The organism is Streptosporangium sp. NPDC006013, assembly GCF_040614275.1.
Taxonomy (GTDB): domain Bacteria; phylum Actinomycetota; class Actinomycetes; order Streptosporangiales; family Streptosporangiaceae; genus Streptosporangium.
The window spans coordinates 1-20,314 of the sequence record NZ_JBEXUE010000150.1 but is presented as its reverse complement, the minus strand read 5'-3'; the positions used below and the strand labels follow the sequence as shown (position 1 = coordinate 20,314).

At 69.5% G+C, this 20,314-nt stretch carries 20 protein-coding genes; 3 read left to right on the top strand and 17 right to left on the bottom strand.

Features of this window, described 5'->3' with window-relative positions; translation table 11 throughout:
- Positions 1-91: 91 nt before the first annotated feature.
- From ABZ260_RS22935 to ABZ260_RS22855, 17 genes are all read right to left on the bottom strand, one after another.
- Positions 92-1,351, bottom strand: coding sequence for an NAD(P)/FAD-dependent oxidoreductase (locus ABZ260_RS22935; RefSeq protein ID WP_355621041.1), 1,260 nt, complete (start codon positions 1,349-1,351; stop codon positions 92-94).
- Positions 1,348-2,766, bottom strand: a complete 1,419-nt coding sequence (locus ABZ260_RS22930; RefSeq protein WP_355621038.1) for an NAD(P)/FAD-dependent oxidoreductase — start codon at positions 2,764-2,766, stop codon at positions 1,348-1,350. Before ABZ260_RS22930 ends, ABZ260_RS22935 begins: the two co-directional genes overlap by 4 nt.
- Positions 2,763-4,196 carry an FGGY family carbohydrate kinase gene (locus ABZ260_RS22925; protein ID WP_355621035.1) on the bottom strand — a complete coding sequence of 478 codons (1,434 nt, stop codon included), beginning with the start codon at positions 4,194-4,196 and terminating at the stop codon, positions 2,763-2,765. The genes ABZ260_RS22930 and ABZ260_RS22925 overlap by 4 nt, the downstream gene beginning before the upstream one ends.
- Complete coding sequence (locus tag ABZ260_RS22920; RefSeq protein WP_355621032.1) at positions 4,193-5,740, bottom strand: amino acid permease; 1,548 nt, start codon at positions 5,738-5,740, stop codon at positions 4,193-4,195. Before ABZ260_RS22920 ends, ABZ260_RS22925 begins: the two co-directional genes overlap by 4 nt.
- Positions 5,741-5,843: 103 nt before the next feature.
- The gene (locus ABZ260_RS22915; RefSeq protein ID WP_350966217.1) at positions 5,844-6,641 is read right to left on the bottom strand and encodes a DeoR/GlpR family DNA-binding transcription regulator; all 798 of its coding nucleotides are present in this window, start codon (positions 6,639-6,641) and stop codon (positions 5,844-5,846) included.
- A 292-nt stretch (positions 6,642-6,933) separates the two neighbouring features.
- A complete protein-coding gene (locus ABZ260_RS22910) occupies positions 6,934-7,311 on the bottom strand; it encodes a GntR family transcriptional regulator (protein WP_355621029.1) in 378 nt (125 codons plus the stop codon).
- Positions 7,308-8,192 carry a hypothetical protein gene (locus ABZ260_RS22905; protein ID WP_355621026.1) on the bottom strand — a complete coding sequence of 295 codons (885 nt, stop codon included), beginning with the start codon at positions 8,190-8,192 and terminating at the stop codon, positions 7,308-7,310. The genes ABZ260_RS22910 and ABZ260_RS22905 overlap by 4 nt, the downstream gene beginning before the upstream one ends.
- 173 nt (positions 8,193-8,365) lie before the next feature.
- On the bottom strand, positions 8,366-9,304 hold the full coding sequence (locus tag ABZ260_RS22900; protein WP_355621023.1) for a formylglycine-generating enzyme family protein: 939 nt from the start codon (positions 9,302-9,304) through the stop codon (positions 8,366-8,368).
- A 94-nt stretch (positions 9,305-9,398) separates the two neighbouring features.
- Positions 9,399-10,793: a sulfatase-like hydrolase/transferase gene (locus tag ABZ260_RS22895; protein ID WP_350912308.1), complete on the bottom strand. Its 1,395-nt coding sequence runs from the start codon at positions 10,791-10,793 to the stop codon at positions 9,399-9,401.
- A gap of 20 nt (positions 10,794-10,813) precedes the next feature.
- Positions 10,814-11,581, bottom strand: a complete 768-nt coding sequence (locus ABZ260_RS22890; protein ID WP_350912310.1) for an ABC transporter permease — start codon at positions 11,579-11,581, stop codon at positions 10,814-10,816.
- Positions 11,545-12,360 carry an ABC transporter ATP-binding protein gene (locus tag ABZ260_RS22885; RefSeq protein WP_355621018.1) on the bottom strand — a complete coding sequence of 272 codons (816 nt, stop codon included), beginning with the start codon at positions 12,358-12,360 and terminating at the stop codon, positions 11,545-11,547. The genes ABZ260_RS22890 and ABZ260_RS22885 overlap by 37 nt, the downstream gene beginning before the upstream one ends.
- Positions 12,357-13,373 carry an ABC transporter substrate-binding protein gene (locus tag ABZ260_RS22880; RefSeq protein ID WP_355621015.1) on the bottom strand — a complete coding sequence of 339 codons (1,017 nt, stop codon included), beginning with the start codon at positions 13,371-13,373 and terminating at the stop codon, positions 12,357-12,359. The genes ABZ260_RS22885 and ABZ260_RS22880 overlap by 4 nt, the downstream gene beginning before the upstream one ends.
- Positions 13,374-13,419: 46 nt before the next feature.
- Complete coding sequence (locus ABZ260_RS22875; protein ID WP_355621012.1) at positions 13,420-14,154, bottom strand: GntR family transcriptional regulator; 735 nt, start codon at positions 14,152-14,154, stop codon at positions 13,420-13,422.
- A gap of 599 nt (positions 14,155-14,753) precedes the next feature.
- Entirely contained in the window at positions 14,754-15,092 is a 339-nt protein-coding gene (locus ABZ260_RS22870; RefSeq protein WP_355621009.1) for a hypothetical protein, read from the bottom strand.
- Between the two features lie 566 nt (positions 15,093-15,658).
- On the bottom strand, positions 15,659-16,432 hold the full coding sequence (locus ABZ260_RS22865) for a hypothetical protein (RefSeq protein ID WP_355621006.1): 774 nt from the start codon (positions 16,430-16,432) through the stop codon (positions 15,659-15,661).
- Positions 16,432-17,250: a DUF692 domain-containing protein gene (locus tag ABZ260_RS22860; RefSeq protein ID WP_355621003.1), complete on the bottom strand. Its 819-nt coding sequence runs from the start codon at positions 17,248-17,250 to the stop codon at positions 16,432-16,434. The genes ABZ260_RS22865 and ABZ260_RS22860 overlap by 1 nt, the downstream gene beginning before the upstream one ends.
- 63 nt (positions 17,251-17,313) lie before the next feature.
- Complete coding sequence (locus ABZ260_RS22855) at positions 17,314-17,706, bottom strand: TetR/AcrR family transcriptional regulator (RefSeq protein ID WP_355621000.1); 393 nt, start codon at positions 17,704-17,706, stop codon at positions 17,314-17,316.
- An 83-nt stretch (positions 17,707-17,789) separates the two neighbouring features.
- Here ABZ260_RS22855 and ABZ260_RS22850 point away from each other — a divergent pair, with 83 nt between their 5' ends.
- The 3 genes from ABZ260_RS22850 to ABZ260_RS22840 form a co-directional block, all read left to right on the top strand.
- Entirely contained in the window at positions 17,790-18,182 is a 393-nt protein-coding gene (locus ABZ260_RS22850; protein ID WP_355620997.1) for a VOC family protein, read from the top strand.
- A 204-nt stretch (positions 18,183-18,386) separates the two neighbouring features.
- Positions 18,387-19,040: a response regulator transcription factor gene (locus ABZ260_RS22845; RefSeq protein WP_355620994.1), complete on the top strand. Its 654-nt coding sequence runs from the start codon at positions 18,387-18,389 to the stop codon at positions 19,038-19,040.
- A 73-nt stretch (positions 19,041-19,113) separates the two neighbouring features.
- Positions 19,114-20,314 (top strand): HAMP domain-containing sensor histidine kinase (locus ABZ260_RS22840; RefSeq protein WP_355620991.1); only part of this gene is annotated, 1,201 nt, incomplete at its 3' end.

The window sequence follows — 20,314 nt, the reverse complement described above, 5'->3', positions numbered from 1 at the left end:
GGCACCGTGCACATGCCGGGCGGGAGCGTGGCCCGAACGCGACGAACGGTCATCCGCCGAGTTCGCCGCGGAGGCGCTCGCCGGGGATGTGTCAGGTCTCCACGCCGATGTGCACCGGACCGGCATCCGGTCTGACCGCGCTGAGGACGCTCGTCGGGATGCGGAACACCCGGCCGGGGGCCGCCGGCCACCACAGCCGCTTCCGTGCGATGACCTTTCCCTCCTGCCGGAGGACGATCCGGGGGAACGGGATGTAGCGGTCGCTCCACAGCAGCAGGCGGCGACGGGCCGGGGCCGGATCCCCCGGACGGAAGATCTCCGGCGCCACCCAGCGGAAGGGCGCGTCGGCGACGAGACGCACCTGCTCGGCCGGCGCGCTCCTGCCGCGCAACCAGTCGATGACGGAGCGCGCGACATGGGCGCCGTCGATCGCCGCGATGTCCGCGGTGTCGACCGGGTGGAGCAGGTTGCCCACGGCGAACACGCCCGGCCTGTCGGTACGTAGCGCGTTGTCGACCAGCGGGCCGTTCGTGCCGGGGTCCATGGTGATTCCCGCCGCGCGTACCAGCTCGTGGTCGGGGATCCAGTCGCCGGTGAGGACGAGCGTGTCGCACTCGACGACCCGCCTGGCGCCGGTGTCGAGGTCCTCGATCTCGACGGCCCGCAGTTCCGGCCGGCCGATGACCTTCGTCACCCGGGTGCGGGTGGCGACCCTGGTACGGAAGAGGATCCTGCCGGGGATGCTGAACAGGGAGTAGGAGTCCGGCCGGGGATACTCGGTGGTCATCAGGACGGTCCGGCAACCGGCCTCGCGCAGGGTCAGCGCGGCCGACCAGCTGACCAGCTCGGCGCCGACGACGACGGCCCTCCTGCCGACCTTCCCGTGCTGCAGGTGGACGAGATTCTGCAGGTGCCCGGTGGTGTAGACGCCGTGGGCGCGGTCTCCGGGGATGAGACGGGCCGGTCGTGGGCGCTCCCGGGCACCGGTCGCCAGGATGACGGCCCGCGCCTCGACGCGGATGCGGCCCCGCGGGGTGGTGGCCTCGATCGTCCGGTCACCGGCCCAGTTCGTCACGGTGGCGTTCGTCAGGATCTTCGCACCGGCGGCCTCGGCCTGCCGGACGAGCCTCCTGGCGTAGGCGGGACCGCTCATGAAGCGCCGCATGTCCCTGATCCCGTAGCCGGGATGGTCGCTGTGCCGGGGGATGCCTCCGGCCGTGCTCTCCCGGTCGAGGACGAGGACGTCACCGTTGATCCTCGGCGCGAGTTCGCGGGCGGCGCTCAGCCCGGAGGGGCCGGCGCCGATGATGACGACGGCAGGGGTGAGGGTGGTGATGTCGCCGGGTGTCATCGGCCGGCCTCCAGCGGTGCGTGGCGCTGCTCGCAGGCGCTCTCGCCCCTGCTCTCCAGCAGCTTCTTGATCTCGGCGCCGCAGAAGAACCCCTGGCAGCGCCCGTTCATCGCCCGGGTACGGCGGCGCAGCCCCTCCAGGCCGGCCGGTGGGATCGGTGACCGGAAGGTGTCGCGGATCTCGCCGGCGGTCACCCGCTCGCAGAAGCAGACCACCTTGCCGTAGGCGGGGTCGGCGGCGATCCGGGCGGCGTCCTGGTACGGGCGGGTGAACGCCTCCCCGAGGTTGGGCATGCGGGGCGGCTCCGGCAGGTTCTCCCGTGGTACGAGCGCCAGCCCGGCGTCGCGGACGAGGTCGGCGACGTGCTCGGCGATGGCGATGCCGGCGGTCAGGCCGGTCGAGCGGATCCCGCCGGCCAGCAGGTAGCGCCGCCCGGCGTCGGCCTCGATGAGGTAGTCGGGGTGGTCGCTCGCCGCGCGCAGGCCCGCGTAGGTCGCGGTGACCTCCTCAAGCAGCAGGTCGGGCATCAGCTTCTCGCCCTTGCCCAGCAGGAACTCGAATCCCCGCTCCGAGGTCCCGGTGTCGGTGCGGTCGACGAGGTCCTCGGCGGTGGGACCGAGCAGCACGTTGCCGTAGACGGTGGGGCTGATCAGCACGCCCTTGCCGCGCGAGCTGGGCACCGGCAGAATGATCTTGTTGACCATCGGGCGGGCGAGCTTGTCGTAGACCAGCAGCTCGCCGCGGCGCGGCGTGACCGTGAAACGGTCGTGGCCGAACAGCCGGTCGATGACGTCGGCGCCGAGCCCGGCCGCGTTGACCACCCAGCGGGCGTGCACATCCCCGCCGGAAGCGCGCAGCACCGTGCGGTCGCCGAGGTCCTCGACCGAGGTGACCGCCCGGTTCAGCAGCAGCGTCACGCCGCGGCCGACCGCGTCCGTGGCCAGGGCGAGGTTGGTGGTCCAGGTGCAGATGATCGACTCGTCGGGAACGGTCAGGCCGCCCAGGGCGCCTTCCCCGAGGTGGGGAAGTTGCCGGTACACCTCCTCGGGGCCGACGATCTCCGTCTTGCCGTACCCGTTCTGCTCCGCCTTCCGGCGCAGGCCCGGCAGCGCGTCGAGCTCCTCGGCGGTCCAGGCCACCAGCAGCGCCCCGGTGTGCTCGACCGGGATGCCGGTCAGCTCGGCGTACTCCGACAGCAGGTGGTAGCCCTCACCGACCAGCCGGGATTCGAGGGTGCCGGGCTTGGCGTCGAAACCGGTGTGCAGGATGGCGGTGTTCGCCTTGCTCGTACCGTCACCGACGTCGTCGCGCGCGTCGAGCAGCGCGACGCTCAGCTCGTAGCCGGCCAGCTTCCTGGCGATGGCCGAGCCGACGATGCCGGCACCGATCACCGCCACGTCGAACGTGGTGTTCATCGTGTTCCCTCCCGCGCCAGGGTGGCGTTGACCGCCTCCGCCCAGCGGGAGCGGAAGTCGGCCGCCTGATCAGCGGACCATCGGGGTTCGTAGGTCGTGCTGGGCTCCCACGGGTGGACCGCGTCCGCGAGGGAGAGCGACGGGTCGAGCGAGGCGCGGGCCAGCGCCACCGCCCCCATCGGGGTGGCGTGCTGGGAGGGGTAGACGTCGATCCGGATCCGCATCAGGTCGGCGACCGCCTGCATGAGGACCCTGCTCCGGGTGAGCCCGCCGTCCACCCGCAGCCGGGTCAGCGGCTGCCCGAGGTCGGCGGCGACGAGGTCGCCGAGCTCGGCGACCTGCGCCGCGATCCCCTGCAGTACGGCGAGCACGAGGTGCCCGGAACCGGTGGAGAGGGTCAGCCCGGAGAACGAGGCCTTGGCGTCGGGACGCCACCAGGGGGCCGCCAGGCCGGCCAGTGCCGGCACGCACAGCACCCCCTCGGCGTCCGCCGCCGCGACCACGTCCAGGTCCGCGGCGCTACGGATGAAGCCGAGATCCTGGATCCACCGTACGGCGGAGGCGGCCGTGTAGACCTGGCCGTCGAAGCAGTACGAGGTCTCCCCCCGGACCCGCCAGGCGACCGAGGCGGCCAGGTGGGCGGTGGAGCGCGCGGCGGAGGTGCCGGTGTTGGCCAGCAGGAACGCGCCGGTGCCGAAGGTGCACTTCGCCTCTCCGGCGTGTCTGCAGTTCTCGGCGAGCAGGGCGGCCTGCTGGTCGACCACGAGCCCGCCGACGGGGACGTTCCCGCCGAACGCGGAGGTGTGGCCGACCACCTCGTCACAGGAGACGATGCGCGGCAGGCGCTCGGTGCCGAGCCCGAACAGCTCCAGCAGTTCCGGGTCCCACTCGGCGTCGTCGAGCCGGGTGACCAGCGACCGGCTGGCCGTGGCGACGTCCGTGACGAACTCCCCGGTCAGATGGTGGATGATCCAGGAGTCGGAGGTGGTGACCACCCCTTCACCCGTCACGTTCCGGCGCAGCCAGGCCATCTTCGGGGCGGAGAAGTACGGGTCCAGGATCAGCCCGGTGGTCGCGGCGATCCGGTCCTTGAACTCCTCCAGCTCCGCGCAGACGCCCTCCGAGCGGCGATCCTGCCAGACGATGGCGGCCGAGAGGGGCTCGCCGGTGACGGGGTCCCACGCCAGGACGGTCTCACCCTGGTTCGCCAGCGTGACGGCGTCGATCCGCACTCCGGCCCGCGCGACGGCCTGGCGGCCGGCGTTGAGCACCGAGTCGAGCAGTTCCCTGGGGTTCTGCTCGACTCCGCCTCCGGGCAGGTAGGTGGGGCGGACCGGGACCTCGGCGAGGCCGAGCACCTCGCCGCGGGCGTCGACGACGATCGCCTTGGTGCCGGATGTTCCCTGGTCTATCGCCAGTACCGTGGTCACCGCCGGTGGGTCCCCTCCGTGCGCCTGCCCTTGGCCGCCCCCGCGGCATCGGCGGTCAGCTCCGCGTCGATGGAGTGCATGTCCGGCATCACCAGGCCCTTCGTGCCCTTGGTGAACAGCAGGTAGGCAAAGTACACGGCGCCGATGGCGAGCATGATGAGCACGTAGACCCACGGCTCCACGAACGAGGCGTCACGGAAGAGCAGCAGCTCGAACGCGAGCCAGATCAGCGCGACGACGATCACTGGGATCTCCCAGCGCCCCAGGTCGAACCCCTTGCTCGGCGGCAGCGACTTCCGCTTGACCACGTACATGATGACGGTTCCGGTGTAGATGATCGCCGGCAGCAGGGTGGCGGCGGCGAACAGGCCGAAGAGGGCGTCGGTCCGGGTGGAGAAGACCGCCAGGATCAGCTCGCCGATGACGAACATGAAGACGGTGGCGTTCAGCGGGGTGCCGAAGCGCGGGGAGACCTTTTGCAGGCCCTGCCAGCCGGGGAAGCGCTGGTCGCGGGACATCGCCCAGACCAGCCGCACGCCGGTCATCAGGATCACCATGCCGCAGGCGAAGATCGCGATGACCACCAGCACGAGCAGCGCCGTACCCACCACGGGGCCGAGCGACCGGCTGATCACGTCCGCGACCGGGGTTCCCGACTTGGCCAGCTCGACCGGGTCGCCGGCGAGCAGGGTGACGGCGACGAGGAACAGGAAGCCGAGCACACCGGAGGCGAGAACCGCCTGCCACATGGCGCGGGGGACGACCCGGGCCGGGTCCTTGGTCTCCTCGGCGAGGTTGGCCGCCGACTCGAAACCGACGATCGTGAACGCGCCGAGCAGGAAGCCCAGCATCCACGGACCGGCCGAGGTGAGCGTGCCCATGCTGAGGTAGCCCTCGGACGGGATGGCGCCGGTGCTGAACAGGTTGGCGAAGTTGACCTCCTTGGCGATGAAACCCACGATCAGCAGCAGCAGGACGAGGGCGATCATGCCGATCAGCTCCGCCGTCACGGCGAAGTTGTTGACCCGCTCGGTCCACTTCGTGGAGAGCCCGACCAGCAGCGCCTGGCACATGATGACCACACCGGTGATCACCCAGGCGTTCAGCGCGGTGCCCTCGTAGCCGAGCAGCACCGGCATCACGGTGGAGGCGATGGTGTAGTCCACCGCCACGACCACGACCGCGAGGAACGAGAACGAGACCCAGCCGATGATCCAGCCGAGCACGGGGTTCGCCAGCCGGGACATCCACTGGTAGGAGTATCCGGTCACCGGGATGCGCGCGGCCAGCGAGCCGAAGATGAACGCGACGGCGAGCTGACCGATGATCACGATCGGCCAGGTCCAGATGCCCGCGGGGCCCGAGGTGTTCAGCACCGAGCCGTAGGTGGTGAAAATGCCGGTGGCGATCGAGACGAAGGCGAATGCCACGGCGAACGAGGCGAAACGCCCGGTGCCGCGCTTCATCGCCTGCTTGTAACCGAATTCCTCAACACTTGCGCCGCTCTCCTGATTGCCCGGCGCGGGTGGTGAATACTGGGTCATGGACCTACAACTCCTGTGTTTCCTGTCAGATGGTGCATCGGCGTGCTGGTCCGAGCCGGGTGGCGTTGCCGCGCCGCCCGGCTCCTTCGACGGTGGAGAACGTTCAAGAGAGCACCATCACCCCGCCCCCGCGGGTGATCGCGTCCTGGATGCCGGAGGGTGGTTCCGCCTCGGTGATGAGACCGCCGAGCTCGCCCAGCTCGGCGACCCGGTGCCGGGCGACCAGGCCGAACTTGCTTGAGTCGGCGAGTACGTACGAACGCGTCGCGTTCCTGAGGATGATCTTCCGGACCGCGATCTCGTCCAGGTAGTAGTCGGTCAGGCCGGCCGCAGCGTCGACGCCGCCCGATCCGAGGAACGCGACGTCCGGGTTGAGGTCCGCGAAGAACGCCTGGGCCACCGAGTTCGAGAGCGCGAGGTCTCCGCCGCGCAGCCTGCCCCCGCAGACGAGGACCTCGATGCCGGGCCGCTCGGAGAGTTCCGCCGCGACCAGCAGGGAACACGTGGCCACGGTTCCGGTGAAGTCGAGCGGCAGGGCACGGGCGACCTGGACGGCGGTGGTTCCCACGTCGATCACCACGGTCTGGCCGGGGTGCACCAGCCCGGCGGCGGCACGGCCGATGCGCGTCTTGGCGTCCGCGGCGGTCCCGGTGCGTTCGGCGAAGGGGGCCTCCTCGCCGGCGGCCTGCCCGAGCGTGATGGTCGCGCCCCCGTGCACGCGCGACAGCCTCCCCTGGCGCTCAAGCGCCACGAAGTCACGGCGGATCGTCTCCGCTGACACGCCGAGCTCGTGCGCGAGGTCGTCGGTGCTGACGACCCGGGAGATCCGCAGTGCCTCCCCGATGCGCGCATGCCGCTCAGCGGGCAGCACGACTGCCCACTTCTGTGGAAGTTTGTGCATGCATGAGGGGAATTATGCTTTGGTGTGGTTATCGCGTCAATACATTGCGCTATCGGGTTGGAAACCTTTACCGAGGTTTCCGTCTGCCGGCGGGCGATGTGGAGCCCGCTGACCTCGGCTCATAAGCGGACCGTAAGCCCTTGGGAGCCTCTCGCCGGGTGACCGCCCCGGGCGTTCCCGGTCATCCGCGGGCACCGAGGTCGCTCTCCGGCAGCGCCGGTCGGGAGTGCGGTCCGGAATCTCGTCGCCCATCCATCTGTGCCATCTCGACGGCCCCGGACGGCCGGAGCCTCTAGGTGGGGATCGTGGGATCCCCGGCGGCCTCCCGCAGCGCGGTGAGTGCCTCTTCGGCTGATCCGCCGAGCCTGATCACCTCGGCGAGATAGACGGAGGCGTGCCGCCGGATCAGGTCGGCCCGCGCCACCCGGGGCTTGGACTGGGGAAGTACGCGGGTGCCGTCGCCGCGCTTCGCGGTGACGTGACCGGACTGTTCGAGCTCCTTGTAGGCCCGGGCCACCGTTCCCGCGGCCAGTCCGAGGTCGGCCGCGAGCTGGCGCACTGGCGGCAGCCGGGCGCCCGCCTCCAGAACCCCGCAGCCGATCAGTTCGGCGAGCTGCGCGCGGACCTGCTCGTAGGGGGGTGAGGGGCTGGTGACATCAACCTTGATCATGAAACCTTGACTTTAGGCGAGGAGAGCAGCTCGGCGAGATACCAGATCGCCGAACCTGCGGCCAGGAACGCGACCCCGATGAGGGCTGGGGGCGCGGTCATACTCCAGTCGGGAAGGTAGGCGCTGTTCTTGACGGTGCCGGCGGCGATCAACGCGATGCCGCTCAACGGCAGTGCCACGCAGAGCCCGTAGGCCGCGGTGACGACCCGTGCGGAGTGGGCACGCTGTGCTTCGTCCACCGCCCTGGTGGCCGGATCGAGGCCTGGGCGGCCACGCCGGACGATGCGGTGCAGCACCAGGGCGGAGAGCACCAGCGCGACCGCCAGCGCGGCCAGGATCGGCCATGCGTAGAACCAGCCGGGCCACGGGCTGGTCGACTGGCGAACCATGCCGTCCGGGCTGAAGGTGGACAGGGTCCGCCCGGGCCGGCCCAGATCATCGGCGCTCGCCGTGGCGACGGTGACGGTCAGCAGCCCGACAGTGATCACCGACAGTGTGGCGGCCAGCGACGTGGAGAACCTGGGCAGGTAGTGGCGAATCCTCCGGGTCTCCAGTGACGCGTCCCGGATCGGGCCGCCGGGAGGCTTGGCGGCGAGCTCTCCGGCGAGGGTGCCCAGGATGAGGCAGAGTCCCAGGACCGGGGCGGCGAGCATCGGTCCGCGCCCGAGGGCGCCGGTGTCGGCGATCAGTCCGGCGGCGACGATTCCGGCCACCAGGCCGATGACCCTGGCCAGCAGGGCCCGCCGCGCGGTGGTCCGCAGTGCGCGAAGGCCGTCATCGACCGGCAGCCGTACGGTCCGTGCCATGGACACCAGCACGGAGATGAGCACGACCGCGAGAGTCAGGAGGATCAGGGCGATGAATGGGATACCGATGGACATGCGACTCCTTGTATCAACAAAGCGATACAAATAGTCGCATGCTCTGTTCGCTTGTATCAAATCATTGATACAAGTCGCCGTTCCGCTCGGAGGGGTCGATCCCGGGTCTGAGACCTCCGGTCAGAGGTCGCCCGCGAGTCCGAAGCCGGAGGGGCCGCGCCCGAGGTCCCTGATCAGAGGTCGGCGGCGAGGCGGAAGCCGGTGTTGCCCGAGCTGCTGTCCGGGGTGTTGGAGCTCCGGGCGGCGACCCGGTAGCGGTTGCAGTAGGAGTCGTGGCACAGGTAGGAGCCGCCCCGTATCACCCGCGAGGTTCCGGTCTCGGGTCCGCGAGGATCCTCAAGCGGCCGGGAGAGATGGTCGGTGCCGAACCAGTCCGCGCACCACTCCCAGGCGTTGCCGACCATGTTGTGCAGGCCGTAGCCGTTGGGCCGGTACGACTTCACCGGCGCGGTGCCGAGATGGCCGTCCGCTCCGGTGTTGTGCGTGGGGAAGCGGCCCTGCCAGATGTTGCAGCGGTGCTGCCCGCGCGGGGTCAGCTCGTCGCCCCACGGGTATCGTGCCTGGTCCAGGCCACCCCGAGCGGCGTACTCCCACTCGGCCTCGGTCGGCAGCCTGCCGCCCGCCCAGGCACAGTAGGCCGCCGCGTCCCGCCAGGAGACGTGCACCACCGGGTGGTCCTGCCGGCCGTTGACCGTGCTGCCGGGCCCCTGGGGCGCCTGCCAGCTGGTGCCCTCGATCACCAGCCACCAGGGAGTCTCGGCCGGGGAGGGCGCCCGCCTCCGGAGGTCCGGCGCGACCAGCAGGTGGAAGACGTAGGACCAGTTGAACCGCTCGGCGTCCGTGACGTATCCGGTCGCCTTCACGAACGCCGCGAACTGCGCGTTGGTCACCGCGGTGCGCGCCAGCAGGAAGGGCCGCACCGTCACGGTCCTGATCGGCCCCTCCCCGTCGGCGGGGAACCCCTCGGCGTCGTCGGTCCCCATCCGGAACGCGCCGCCGTCCAGCCGGATGAGCCCGCTCGGCCGCCGGGGCGCGGGGGCGACGGCCACCGGCCGCGGTTCACGGCCGTCCTCGTCTCCGCTACGGCCGGGCGCGCAGCAGTGTCCGCTCATCGCGTTCCTCCCCGCGGTGTCTCGATCGATGAAGCCAAGGGGGTGGCCCCGGGCAGACGGGGCCACCCCTCGACGGCATCCGGTGGGAGAGAGATCATTCCCACCAGGTGCTGTCGGTGTCCGGGAAACGCCAGACCTCTTCCGTGTTGTGCTGGGGAAGCTCGGTGACCCGGAGCCCGGAGTTCACCGGGTCCTCGTACCGGCCGAAGTACCTCTCCACCCGCCCGGTCAGGTCGGCGACGAGATCCGCGTGCCGGGGGTCCGCGTAGAGGTTGACCGTCTCGCGCGGATCGGCGACCAGGTCGATCAGCTCGGCGGGGCCGCCGGGGTAGCGCAGGGTGAGCTTGTGGGTCCGGGTGCGGATCATCCGCAGGTTCCCGTACTCGCCGTACACCTCCTCGGGCCACTCGGCCACGTGCCCCCCGGCCAGCAGCGGCGCGAAGCTGCGGCCCGGGTAGTTGCGCTCGGCGAGCGTCTCGGCGGGCAGCGCGACGCCGGTGTGGTCGAGGATGGTGCGGAACAGGTCGCAGTGGGTGACCATCTCGGACCTGGACTGGTCGCCGAGCAGCGCGCCCGGCCGGTTCAGGATGAGCGGCACCCGGATGGATTCCTCCACCATGTTGTACGGCTTGGTGCCGTTTCCCTTGCCCCAGATGCCGTGGTGACCCATGTTCAGGCCGTGGTCGGAGGTGTAGACGATCAGCGTGTTCTCGCGCAGGCCCTGGGTCTCCAGCTCGTCGACGAGCCGGCCGACCTGTTCGTCCACCTCCGAGGCCGAGGCGTAGTACTGGGCCAGCGCCTCCCGCCGGTTCCTGCGGCTCGGCATCAGCGACTCCGAGGCCATCCGCCCGAAGGGGTAACTGGCCTCGTCCGGGACGTCGGCGAAGGTGCTCTGCCGGTAGCGGGACACGTGCCGCTCGGGGCGGCCCTCCCACGGGCTGTGCGTGCCGACGTAGCCGACGTGCAGGAAGAACGGCTTCTCCTCGTCGCGGGCGCGCAGGAAGTCGATCGCCCGGTCGGTGACGCCGTGCCGGTTGTAGCCGCCGCGGAAGGCGGGCGAGTGCTCCCAGGGGCTGTCGAGGTGCTCGGTGTGCGTGCGCTCGTCGGCGACCTCGTACCAGAAGTCGAAACCGGGGGCGCGCTCGAACGACCTGCCCAGGTGCCACTTGCCGGCCAGCCCCGTGGTGTACCCGTGATCACGCAGGATCTCCGGCAGGGTCAGCTCGTCGGCGATCCAGTTGCGCCGGTCCACCTCCGGGTCCCACACGTTGAGGTAGTCGTGCACCCCGTGCTGCGAGGAGAGCCTCCCGGTCAGGAAGGCCGCGCGCCCGGGGGAGCAGACCGGGGTGGGGGTGAAGGAGTTCTCCATCCGCACACCGGTGGCGGCCAGGTAGTCCAGCGTCGGGGTCTGCACCTCCGAGTTGCCGTAACAGCCCAGCGCCCACGAGGCGTGGTCGTCGAGGAAGACGACGAGGACATTGGGACGCACTGGTCCTCCTGGTTGTGACATCAGTAGCCGCCCGCGGAGAAGAGGTAACGGCGCAGGAACGTCGACCCGATGCGCTTCCAGAGCCGGTCGACGATGAAGCCGAGGATTCCGAAGCACAGGATGCCGACGAAGATCTGGTCGGTCCTGAAGTAGGTGCGCGCGTTCCAGATGAGGAAGCCGATGCCGTTCTGCGTCGCGAGGGCCTCGGCCGCCACGATCACCAGGAAGGCGTTGGCGAGCGCCAGCCGCATACCGGTGAAGATGTGCGGGACGGTGGCGGGGAACACCACGGCCCGCAGCAGGGTGACCCTGCCCGCGCCCATGCTGCGCGCCGCGTTGAGCTTGTCGGGGTGCACCGAGGCCGCGCCGCTGGCGGTGTTCACCATCACGATGAACGCCGCCGAGTAGGCGACGAGGTTGACCTTCGACGCCTCCCCGATGCCGAACCAGAGAATGAAGACCGACACCAGCGCGAGTGCCGGGACGAACCGGAAGAAGTGAATGAACGGATCGACGATGGCCCTGGCGACCCGCGAGGTCCCGGCGAGGATGCCGAGCGGAATCGCGATCACCGATCCGAGGATCCAGCCCAGGAAGACCCGCTGCAGGCTGATCAGGATCGCGCTGCCGAGCGTGCCGTTCGAGATCAGCTCGACCGCGGCGTCGGCCACCGTGGTGGGCGGCGGGAACAGCGTCGGGTCGGTGCCGAGCGTGGCCAGCTGCCACAGGATGACGAACGCCACCACGGCGGCTACCGAGTAGAGCGAGGAACGGCGGAGTCGGCCCACAGCTTGTTCACCTCCTCCTCGATGTCGATCTCGACCTGGCGGGCGAGCTCGACGAATCCGGGGGAGAACTCGTCGCGCGGGTAGGGCAGGTCGACCTGGTACATGCTCTTGATACCCGACACCGGTGGCGCGGACATCACCGCGATGCGCTGGCCGAGCAGTACGGCCTCGCGGATGTCGTGGGTCACGTAGATCACCGTCCGCACCTCCTCCCGCCACAGGCGCGACACCTCGTGCTGGAGGAGTTTCCTGGTCTGGGCGTCCAGGGCGGCGAAGGGCTCGTCCATCAGCACGATCCCCGGCGAGACCGCCAGCACCCTGGCGATCTGCACGCGCTGCTTCATACCGCCGGACAGCTCGTGCGGGTACTTGCCCGCGGCGTTCTGCAGCCCGACCTTGCGCAGGTAGTCGTCGGCGACGGCCGAGCGCTCCGCGCGGGGACGGCCCTGCATGCGCAGGCCGAACTCGACGTTCTGCTTGGCGGTGAGCCACTCCATCAGCGGCACGTCGACGTTCTGGAAGATCATCGCCCGGTCCGCCCCCGGCCGGGTGACCGGCCCCTCGGGCGTGCGGACGTCGCCCTCCGTCGCGTCGGCGATGCCCGCGATCAGGCGGAGCAACGTCGACTTGCCGCACCCGCTGGGACCGACGATCACGAAGAACTCACCGGCGTCGACGGTCAGGTCCAGATGCCGCAGGACCCAGTCCCCGCGGCCCCCGGTGAAGTCGATGCCTATGTCACGGAACGAAACCGCCTCGTTCCGTTCAACGCCGGTCACTTGTCGACCTCGACCTTTTCTCCCACCACGGCCCGCATGGCGGTGAGGTCCACGATCTGCGAGACGTCGGTGACGCCGGCGAGCTTGCCGAGGTCGACCAGGTACTTCTGCAGGTTGACCAGCTGCTCCATCTGGTCCTTGCTGAGCCCGAGCCCGTAGCCCTGGCCGGGGATGCCGGTCTCCAGTGCCTTGACGTCACCCTTGGTGCCCGCCGCGACGATCCGCGCGGCCTCGGCCGGGTCGGCGGTGACCAGGTCGGTGGCCTTCTGGTACGCCCGCAGCACGCCCTCGACCACGGCGGGGTTCTTGGCCACGAAGTCGGTCCCGCCGACCAGGAAGATCGACTGCACCTGGCGCACCGACTTGTCGTCGGTCATGATCGTGATGTTGGGGTCGGCGGTCGCCTGGTCGACGCCGTTCGCCCAGATCCAGGCCGCGTCGAGCTGGCCGGTCTTCAGCGCGCCGACGATCTCGAACAGGCCGGGCATGGACATGAGCTTGACGTCGCTCTGCGCGATGCCCTGCTGCTCCAGGTACTTCATGGTCACGTACGACTCCAGGGTGCCGTCGACGTAGCCGATGCGCTTGCCGACGAGGTCCTTGGCGCCGGAGATCCCCTTCGTCACGGCCAGCTTGTGGAAGCCCGGTGCCGGAGAGGCGATCGCGCCCAGGATCCGCAGCCTGTCGGAGGCGGCGCTCAGCGCGGCGAAGTCCAGCGCCGGCGCGAGATCGGCCTGGCCGGCGACGACGGCCTTCACCCCGTCGATGCCCTCCTGGTACATCTGCGACTCCACCTGGATCTTCTCCTCGGCGAAGTAGCCCTTCTCCTGGGCCACCCACATCTGGGTGCCGAGCAGGAAGTTGTTCGTGGCGATGCGGACCGTCGCCGGCGCCGCGCTCGTCCCGGTGCCGCCGTCGGTGGCGGGGGTGGTGCTACTGCCGCAGGCCGCAAGCGCGAACAGCGCGATGGCTCCGATAGCTACTGAAAACGGGTGAAAACGCCTCGTGGACATGAGGACTCCGTGGATCTTGAAGGTGAATCGTGAAAAGCGGGGGCGGTCAGGTGCGCGCCGTGCGGACGAATCTCAGTCGGACCGTGTCCGTCCGGTAGTGAATGTCGCTGAAGATCACTGGGTGCCCGGTCTCGCTGTAGCTGGACTGCACGGCGCGGAGCAGGGGAGTGGCGGGGGCCACCTTCAACAGGGTGGCGATCTCGCCGCTCGCTCCCGCGGCCTCCATCTGGACCTCCATCCGGATGACCCGGGTCCGTCCCATCCCCGACAGCAGGGTCAGCAGGTCGACGTTCACATCGGTCAGCGGGGTGAGGTCGAGCTCGCGCCCGTTGAGCAGGGTGGGCACGTAGTCGCGCAGGAAGACCGCCGGGGTCTCGTCCACGTCGAAGACCCGGTCGACCCGCCACACGGTGGCCACCCCGTCCAGCGCGAGGGCCTGGGCGACCTCGGCGTCGGCGCCGACCCGCTCGACCCGGCCGTGGGACACCGTCGGCTCGTGCCCGGCCGAGCGGATCGCGTCCCGGATCGGGATGATCGAGCTGGAGCCGATCACGACCGGCTCGGAGCTGTCGGCCACGAACGTGCCCACACCCCACCGCCTGACCAGCAGGCCCTCACTCCACAGCAGCCAGAGCGCCTCACGCAGGGTGGTGCGGCTCACGCCCCAGCGCTCGGCCAGGTCCTTCTCCGAGGGGAGCTGCGCACCCGGCTGAAGGTCGTCCGCGATGAAGACACGCAGCTCGGCCGCCACCTTGGCCGCGAGGTTCTCACGGATGACCACGTCGTTCCCTTCGCCAGACGTCCAGAGGTCCAACCTCTGCAGGCATATATATAGGGAAATCTAACTGAATGCAATGAGGTGTTCACTTGAGTGAGCAAATGATCTATGGTGACCGTTTTCTGTGGTTCCGCGAAGAAGATCCGGAAAGGCGGGCGTCGACCCGGGCGGGGAAGCGAAGATCGACGGTGTCCCTGATGCGGGGATGAGCGGTCCGAACCTGCGGATCCACCCGGGCGGCGTGCCGATCCGCGACACCGCACCCAGGAACGGGCATGGGAACGTCGGGTGCGCCGACGGCGATCCGGGTCCCTCGGAACCGCTCCTCGGGGGGCGACCAGGCGTGCCCCGATGAGGTCCGCCCCTCTCCCTCGCGCGATCACGGCCGGCGTGGCCGGGCCGTGAGGGGCGCCGGTCTCCGTTTCGTGCTCGCGTGCATCGGGGCGAACGGCCCTTTGGCCGGGGGACTTCGCGAGCGACGGCAGAGTACGCGAACAGCGGAGCTCCAGCCCCTGAAAGTCCCTGGGCTGGAGCTCCGCTTCTTCGTTCACGGCCGGTCCGACCGGTGAGACGCGTTTGACCGCGCGGTTTTTTGTTCGTGGTTATCGGCAGAACCTGTCGTGGCCGTCGTCGTAGCCGTCCAGCCAGCCTCTGTCGTAGTCACTTATTCTTAGTGCGAGGCCGGGCAATTCTCCTGATTTAGCCCGTGGCCTTGAGCAGTCCTGGCCGGCGGCTCGGTAGCCGTCTCGGTAGCCGTTCCAGTACCCTCCCCTCGGGTCCCTGGCCGGTGGGGTCGGGTCCATCGTCCTGCTCTGCAGGGTGCTCGCCACCGGCTGCGCGGGGTCCGGCTCGGCCGAGGCGTGTGAGATCGAGACCGGTCCGAGGGTCAGGGCCGCAAAAAGCGCCGGACCGAGCACCATCAGCTGTCGCTTGCCATACATGGGTTCCTCCTCTGAATGGCCGCGAGCATGGATCACTTGGCGGCCATGGGCACCAGGCACGATATAAGGCGAACCGTTTGCGGCAAGGGATCTGATTGCTCGCTTTCTCATTCTTGAAGTAGGTATGGGCGAAGCCAATTTCCCCGCGATTTCTGTTTGTTCCGGCGACTTCCGGGAAACCGGGCGCCGGATCACCCGCACACCATCTCCCAGGACGTGAACCGGCCGGCCACGGCAACTGGAAGAGGAGCGGGGTTGTCGACGCCCCGCTCCTCTTCTAGCCGTTGCCGTGGTTATGGCTAATGACCACATCGGCTGCAGCTGCTCCCACCACAGTGGTCCGGTGCCTGGTCGGAGGTGAGATCGACGATGGGCTCGAACACGAATGTTTGGTCGGTGATGACATCGACCGGTGTCTCTGTGCTCATGGGCTTCCTTTCACAGTGTGACCCGCTGTGGGCGGGCCACGGCTCGACGACCCGTTGCCGGGCCGATTTCCGCACCGTTCGAGTGACCTCGGTGAGGTCGGCGCGGAGCCTGATGGGGATGGCCCTCCAGGAGCCGTCTCAGTAACGGTCAGGGGCGAGGTTCAGCACGCCGGCCGCCGTGAACCGGGTGAGCATGCCGGTGACCTGGTCGGAGTCGGCGCCGACCGCCGCGATCACCTCCGCGACGGTCCGGGTGCCGTCGCAGCGGCTCAGCAGGGCGGCGGTGGCGTCGTTGATCCGGTAGACCCGGACGGCCGGCTCACCCCACCGGCGTTGCAGCAGGATCGATGTGTGCCGGGCGGGCAGTCGCGAGGGCGGCACCTCGGCGGTGACGTCGTGATCGAAGGAGGCGGTCCGGACGGTGGGGGAGACGCCGGGTATCCCACGTACCGGTCCGTCCGGCGCGAGGGCCGGTTCTCCGGCTGCCTGGGCGGCCCGCCGGTCACCGGCGAGTTGCCCGCACAGCAGTTCATAGCGGGCGAAGTCGACCAGTGGCGCCGGCACCCGGCCGTCGATCCACGTCACCAGTTGCCCGGCCTCCCCGGAATCCACAACCCCCTCGCCCGGTCGCGGCCGGCGAACGGTGGCGGCGGCGAACCCGTCCAGCAGCTCCGGATGGTGGGCCTTCAGCTCGGCGGCGGTGGCGGGCAGGCAGGCCGTCACCTTCTGTACCAGCTTGCTGCGGACGCTCTCGCCGGTGACCCGGAATCCCGCGGGGGAGGCGCCTGCCAGCATGGCCAGCTCGGCGTCGCTCAGCCCATAACGGTGCCGCAGCCGGGCAGGGTGCTCACGCAACGTCGCCAGCTCGGCCTCGTGGGTCAGCACCGCGGCCAGGGCCTCCAGCAGGCCCATCAGACACTCCCTGCCAGGAGGGTCCGGGCCCGGTCGATCTCCGCCAGCAGCTCGTACGGATCATCGGGGAAGTTCCGGTCCCGTTCCACCAGGGTGGCCTGAACGGTGGTGCGGCTCACCAGTTCGGCCAGCAGCTCCCACACCTGGGGCGGTACCGGTTCACCATGGGTGTCGAGGGACGGCTCGCCGTCGCCTGAGTCCTCACCGCCCGCCAGGTGCACCTGAGCCACCCGCTCCACCGGGATGGTGCCGAGGAACTCCAGCGGATCGAAATCGTGATTGCGGGCGTTGATGTCGAGATTGGTCAGGTCCAGTAACAGATGACACTCGCAGTTCTCCATCACCTCGGCGATGAACTGCGCCTCGCTGAGCGGGCCGGCCAGATCCACGTAGTAGGTGATGTTCTCCAGCAGGAACGGCGCCCCCACCGTGTCCTGCACCTTCTGCGCCCGGCGTCCCAGCCGGCGTGCCGTCTCCCGGGTACGGGGCAGCGGTACGAGCACCCCGAGCGCCACCTGATCGGTCCGGGTGAAACAGAGATGGTCGCTGAACCACGGCGCGTCGACCTCGGCGACCAGAGCCGCCAGCGCCTCAAGGTAGTCCCCGTCGACCTCGCGGTCCGACCCGATGGACATCTCCACCCCGTGCGGCACGATCGGGAATCGGGTGGCCAGCGCGCGCAACCGTTCCCGCCTGTCGGCCGGGGCGAACAGGAAGTGCTCAGTGATCACTTCCAGCCAGTCGATCCGGTCGGCATGCTGGTCGATCATCTCTGCGAGCTCGGCCCGGTAACCCAGGCCTGAGCCCAACTCGCGCAATCCGAACACCGTGCACCCCCAAGATCCAGCGTGTGTCGCCATCCAGGGATCTCGCGTTGCCAGTTACCCCCGAATAATTCCCGAGCCCGTTCCCGCCACACTCCCCAGGCAGACAAATGCTGAATTATGCCGAAAAAAGCGGATATGCGCAGAAATGTGGAAAACGTTGATGATGAATTGTCGGTGGCTACGAAGATCTAATCTTCGAAAGATCTTGGATATGCGGGCCGGGGAGCCCTTTCCCGTTTCCATGCGGAAAGGTGCCTCGTGAGGTGGCCGCGTCGCCCCCGCCACCCGCCACCCGCCACCCGTCGGGGCCGACACCCCGGCGGCGTCCGCGATCTCCTGGAAGGTCGTCCCGGTGTGGCCGTGGGTGACGAACAGCCCGTGTGCGGCTTCGACGACGCGGAGTCTGGTCTGTGCGGACCTTCGGTTCCGGCCGTTGACCTCTGACACCGAACTATAGTCACATTTTAAAGTGTGACTTTAATAACTTCATATCCGCGTCGGCGCCCCCGCCGGCCGGGAAGGGGTGAGCGATGACGGCTCTGGGTGGATTCCACCACGTCAAACTGCCGGTCTCGGACGTGCGCAAGAGCATCGAGTGGTACGGGCGGGTGCTCGGCCTTGACGTGGCGATCGAGTTCGTCGAAGCGGGCGTGCTGCGCGGTGTGGCGCTGCGCGACCGGGACGGCACCCTCATGCTGGCGCTGCGCGAGGAGCCCCGGCTGGCCGGGGAACTGCGCGGGTTCGACCCCGTCGCGCTCGGCGTGCCGACCTATGACGCGCTGGTGAAGTGGTCGAATCACCTCGACGCCGTCGGCGCCGCCCACTCCGGAATCGCCGAGGCCAGCATCGGATGGCTGATCAGCGGGGTGACCGACCCCGACGGCATCGAGATCCGCCTCTACACTCTTCAGAAACGTGGGTGAACCCAGCTCTGACCCACCGGCGGGCAGATCACCGAGGCCCGGGTCTCGACCGGCTCGACGAGGAGAACTCGACGTACCACCACACGGTACGGACCGGGGCATGAGCCCGTACGATCATCGGCGGGTACGGCCGGAGCGGTGACGACAGAGGTGTGGCCCGGACGTTAACGCCGTTGTTACCGGTGGTCGGATACGACTTCGATCATGCGGATACTGGTGGTGGAGGACGAGCGGGATCTGGCCGACCTGGTGGCCATGGGGTTGCAGCGGCATGCGATGGCGGTGGACGTGGTCTACGACGGCGAGGCCGCGGTGGAACGGCTGGCCGTCAACGACTACGACGTGCTGGTGCTGGACCGGGACCTGCCCGGGATACCCGGCGACGTGATCTGCCGGGACCTGGTGCGGGCCGGGGCACGTACCCGCATCCTGATGCTGACCGCGGCCGCGTCGGTGCCCGAACGGGTCGCGGGGCTGGGGTTGGGGGCCGACGACTACCTGCCCAAACCCTTCGACTACACCGAACTGGTGGCGCGGGTGCGGGCCCTGGGACGGCGCAGCCAGGCGCCGCTGCCGCCGGTGCTGGAACGGCACGGGATCGTGCTGGACCCCCAGCGGATGCAGGTCTCCCGCGACGGCCGCTTCCTGAGGCTGTCGCTGAAGGAGTACGCGGTGCTCGAAGTGCTGATGCGGGCGAACGGGAGCGTGGTGAGCGCCGAGACGCTGCTGGAATCGGCCTGGGACGAGCACATCGACCCGTTCACCACCGTGGTGCGCGTCATCATCAGCCGGTTGCGCGCCAAGCTCGGCGACCCGCCGTGCATCAGGACCGTGCCGGGCGCCGGGTACCTGCTGTGACCCGGCGTACGGTCTGGGAACGCGCGGCGCCGGATGTCCGCCGTGACCCGGCGTACGATCTGGGAACTCCGCCATGACCCGGCACGCGGCCTGGAAGCCTTTCGGCACGGTACGAGCGCGCCTCACCCTGCTGTACACCGGCCTGTTCCTGGTCACCTCGACGATCCTGCTCATCGTGGTGAACCTGCTGCTCACGAGCGCACTGGAGAGCCGGGTCAGCTCCATCGTGGAGGACTTTCCGCCCTTCGGTGAATTCCCCGCGCCGAGGGCGCCCGGGGCGCCCTCGGCGCCCGGGTGCCCCGGGTGCCTGGTGCGGCCCGAGGTCGTCGACACCATGAACGCTCTGTCCGGTGCGGTGCTGCGGTACCAGTGGACCGTCAGCGCGATCGTGATCGCCGTGCTCACCGTCGTCTCGGTGGTCGCGGGCTGGTGGCTGGCCGGGCGGATGCTGAGCCCGCTGCGGTACATCACCGCCACCGCGCACCGTCTCTCCCTGTCCAACCTGCACGAGCGGATCGCGCTGGCCGGTCCCCGCGACGAGCTCACCGACCTCGCCGACACCTTCGACGCGATGCTGGAACGGCTGGAACGGTCGGTGGACAGCCAGCGCCGTTTCATCGCCAACGCCGCCCACGAACTGCGGACCCCGCTGGCCGTCCAGCGGGCCGCGATCCAGATCGGGCTGGACGACCCGCTGCCGGGCCGGCTGATCCCGGTACGGGAGAAACTGCTGACCGCCAACCGGCGGACCGAGCGGCTGATCGACTCGCTGCTCCTGCTCGCCCAGGCGGAACACGGCCCAGACAGTATGGAGCCGGTGGCCCTCGGCGCGCTGATCCGCCAGACGGTCGAGGAGACGGCCGCCGACGGTGTCGTCATGGGTGTCGTCATCACCTCAGACACCCGGCCGGTCGTCGTCGCGGGCGACCCGGTGCTGCTCGGCAGGCTCCTGACCAACCTGCTGCAGAACGCGGTCCGCTACAACCGTCCCGGCGGGACCGTGCACGTCGGCCTCACCGAGGCGGGTGTGCTGACCGTCCGCAACACCGGCCCGGACGTGCCCGCCGAACGGATCGCCGAGCTGTTCCAGCCGTTCCGCAGGCTGCACTCCCGGACCCGGAGCGCCGACGGCGCCGGTCTCGGCCTGTCCATCGTGGCCTCGATCGCCCAGGCCCACCACGCCGCTCTCGCCGCCCGGCCCAACCCCGGTGGCGGCCTTGAGCTGACCGTGAGGTTCCCCGGGCCGGAGCGGGTGCCGCTGGTCTGGGTCAACT

What these genes read in the sequence shown, in the direction of transcription:
- ABZ260_RS22850 (WP_355620997.1), top strand. Translation starts at nt 17,790, where the DNA reads ATGACGGCTCTGGGTGGATTCCACCACGTCAAACTGCCGGTCTCGGAC.
- ABZ260_RS22915 (WP_350966217.1), bottom strand. Translation starts at nt 6,641, where the DNA reads ATGCACAAACTTCCACAGAAGTGGGCAGTCGTGCTGCCCGCTGAGCGG.
- ABZ260_RS22920 (WP_355621032.1), bottom strand. Translation starts at nt 5,740, where the DNA reads ATGACCCAGTATTCACCACCCGCGCCGGGCAATCAGGAGAGCGGCGCA.
- ABZ260_RS22900 (WP_355621023.1), bottom strand. Translation starts at nt 9,304, where the DNA reads ATGAGCGGACACTGCTGCGCGCCCGGCCGTAGCGGAGACGAGGACGGC.
- ABZ260_RS22905 (WP_355621026.1), bottom strand. Translation starts at nt 8,192, where the DNA reads ATGTCCATCGGTATCCCATTCATCGCCCTGATCCTCCTGACTCTCGCG.
- ABZ260_RS22870 (WP_355621009.1), bottom strand. Translation starts at nt 15,092, where the DNA reads ATGTATGGCAAGCGACAGCTGATGGTGCTCGGTCCGGCGCTTTTTGCG.
- ABZ260_RS22845 (WP_355620994.1), top strand. Translation starts at nt 18,387, where the DNA reads ATGCGGATACTGGTGGTGGAGGACGAGCGGGATCTGGCCGACCTGGTG.
- ABZ260_RS22935 (WP_355621041.1), bottom strand. Translation starts at nt 1,351, where the DNA reads ATGACACCCGGCGACATCACCACCCTCACCCCTGCCGTCGTCATCATC.
- ABZ260_RS22910 (WP_355621029.1), bottom strand. Translation starts at nt 7,311, where the DNA reads ATGATCAAGGTTGATGTCACCAGCCCCTCACCCCCCTACGAGCAGGTC.
- ABZ260_RS22930 (WP_355621038.1), bottom strand. Translation starts at nt 2,766, where the DNA reads ATGAACACCACGTTCGACGTGGCGGTGATCGGTGCCGGCATCGTCGGC.
- ABZ260_RS22865 (WP_355621006.1), bottom strand. Translation starts at nt 16,432, where the DNA reads ATGGGCCTGCTGGAGGCCCTGGCCGCGGTGCTGACCCACGAGGCCGAG.
- ABZ260_RS22880 (WP_355621015.1), bottom strand. Translation starts at nt 13,373, where the DNA reads ATGTCCACGAGGCGTTTTCACCCGTTTTCAGTAGCTATCGGAGCCATC.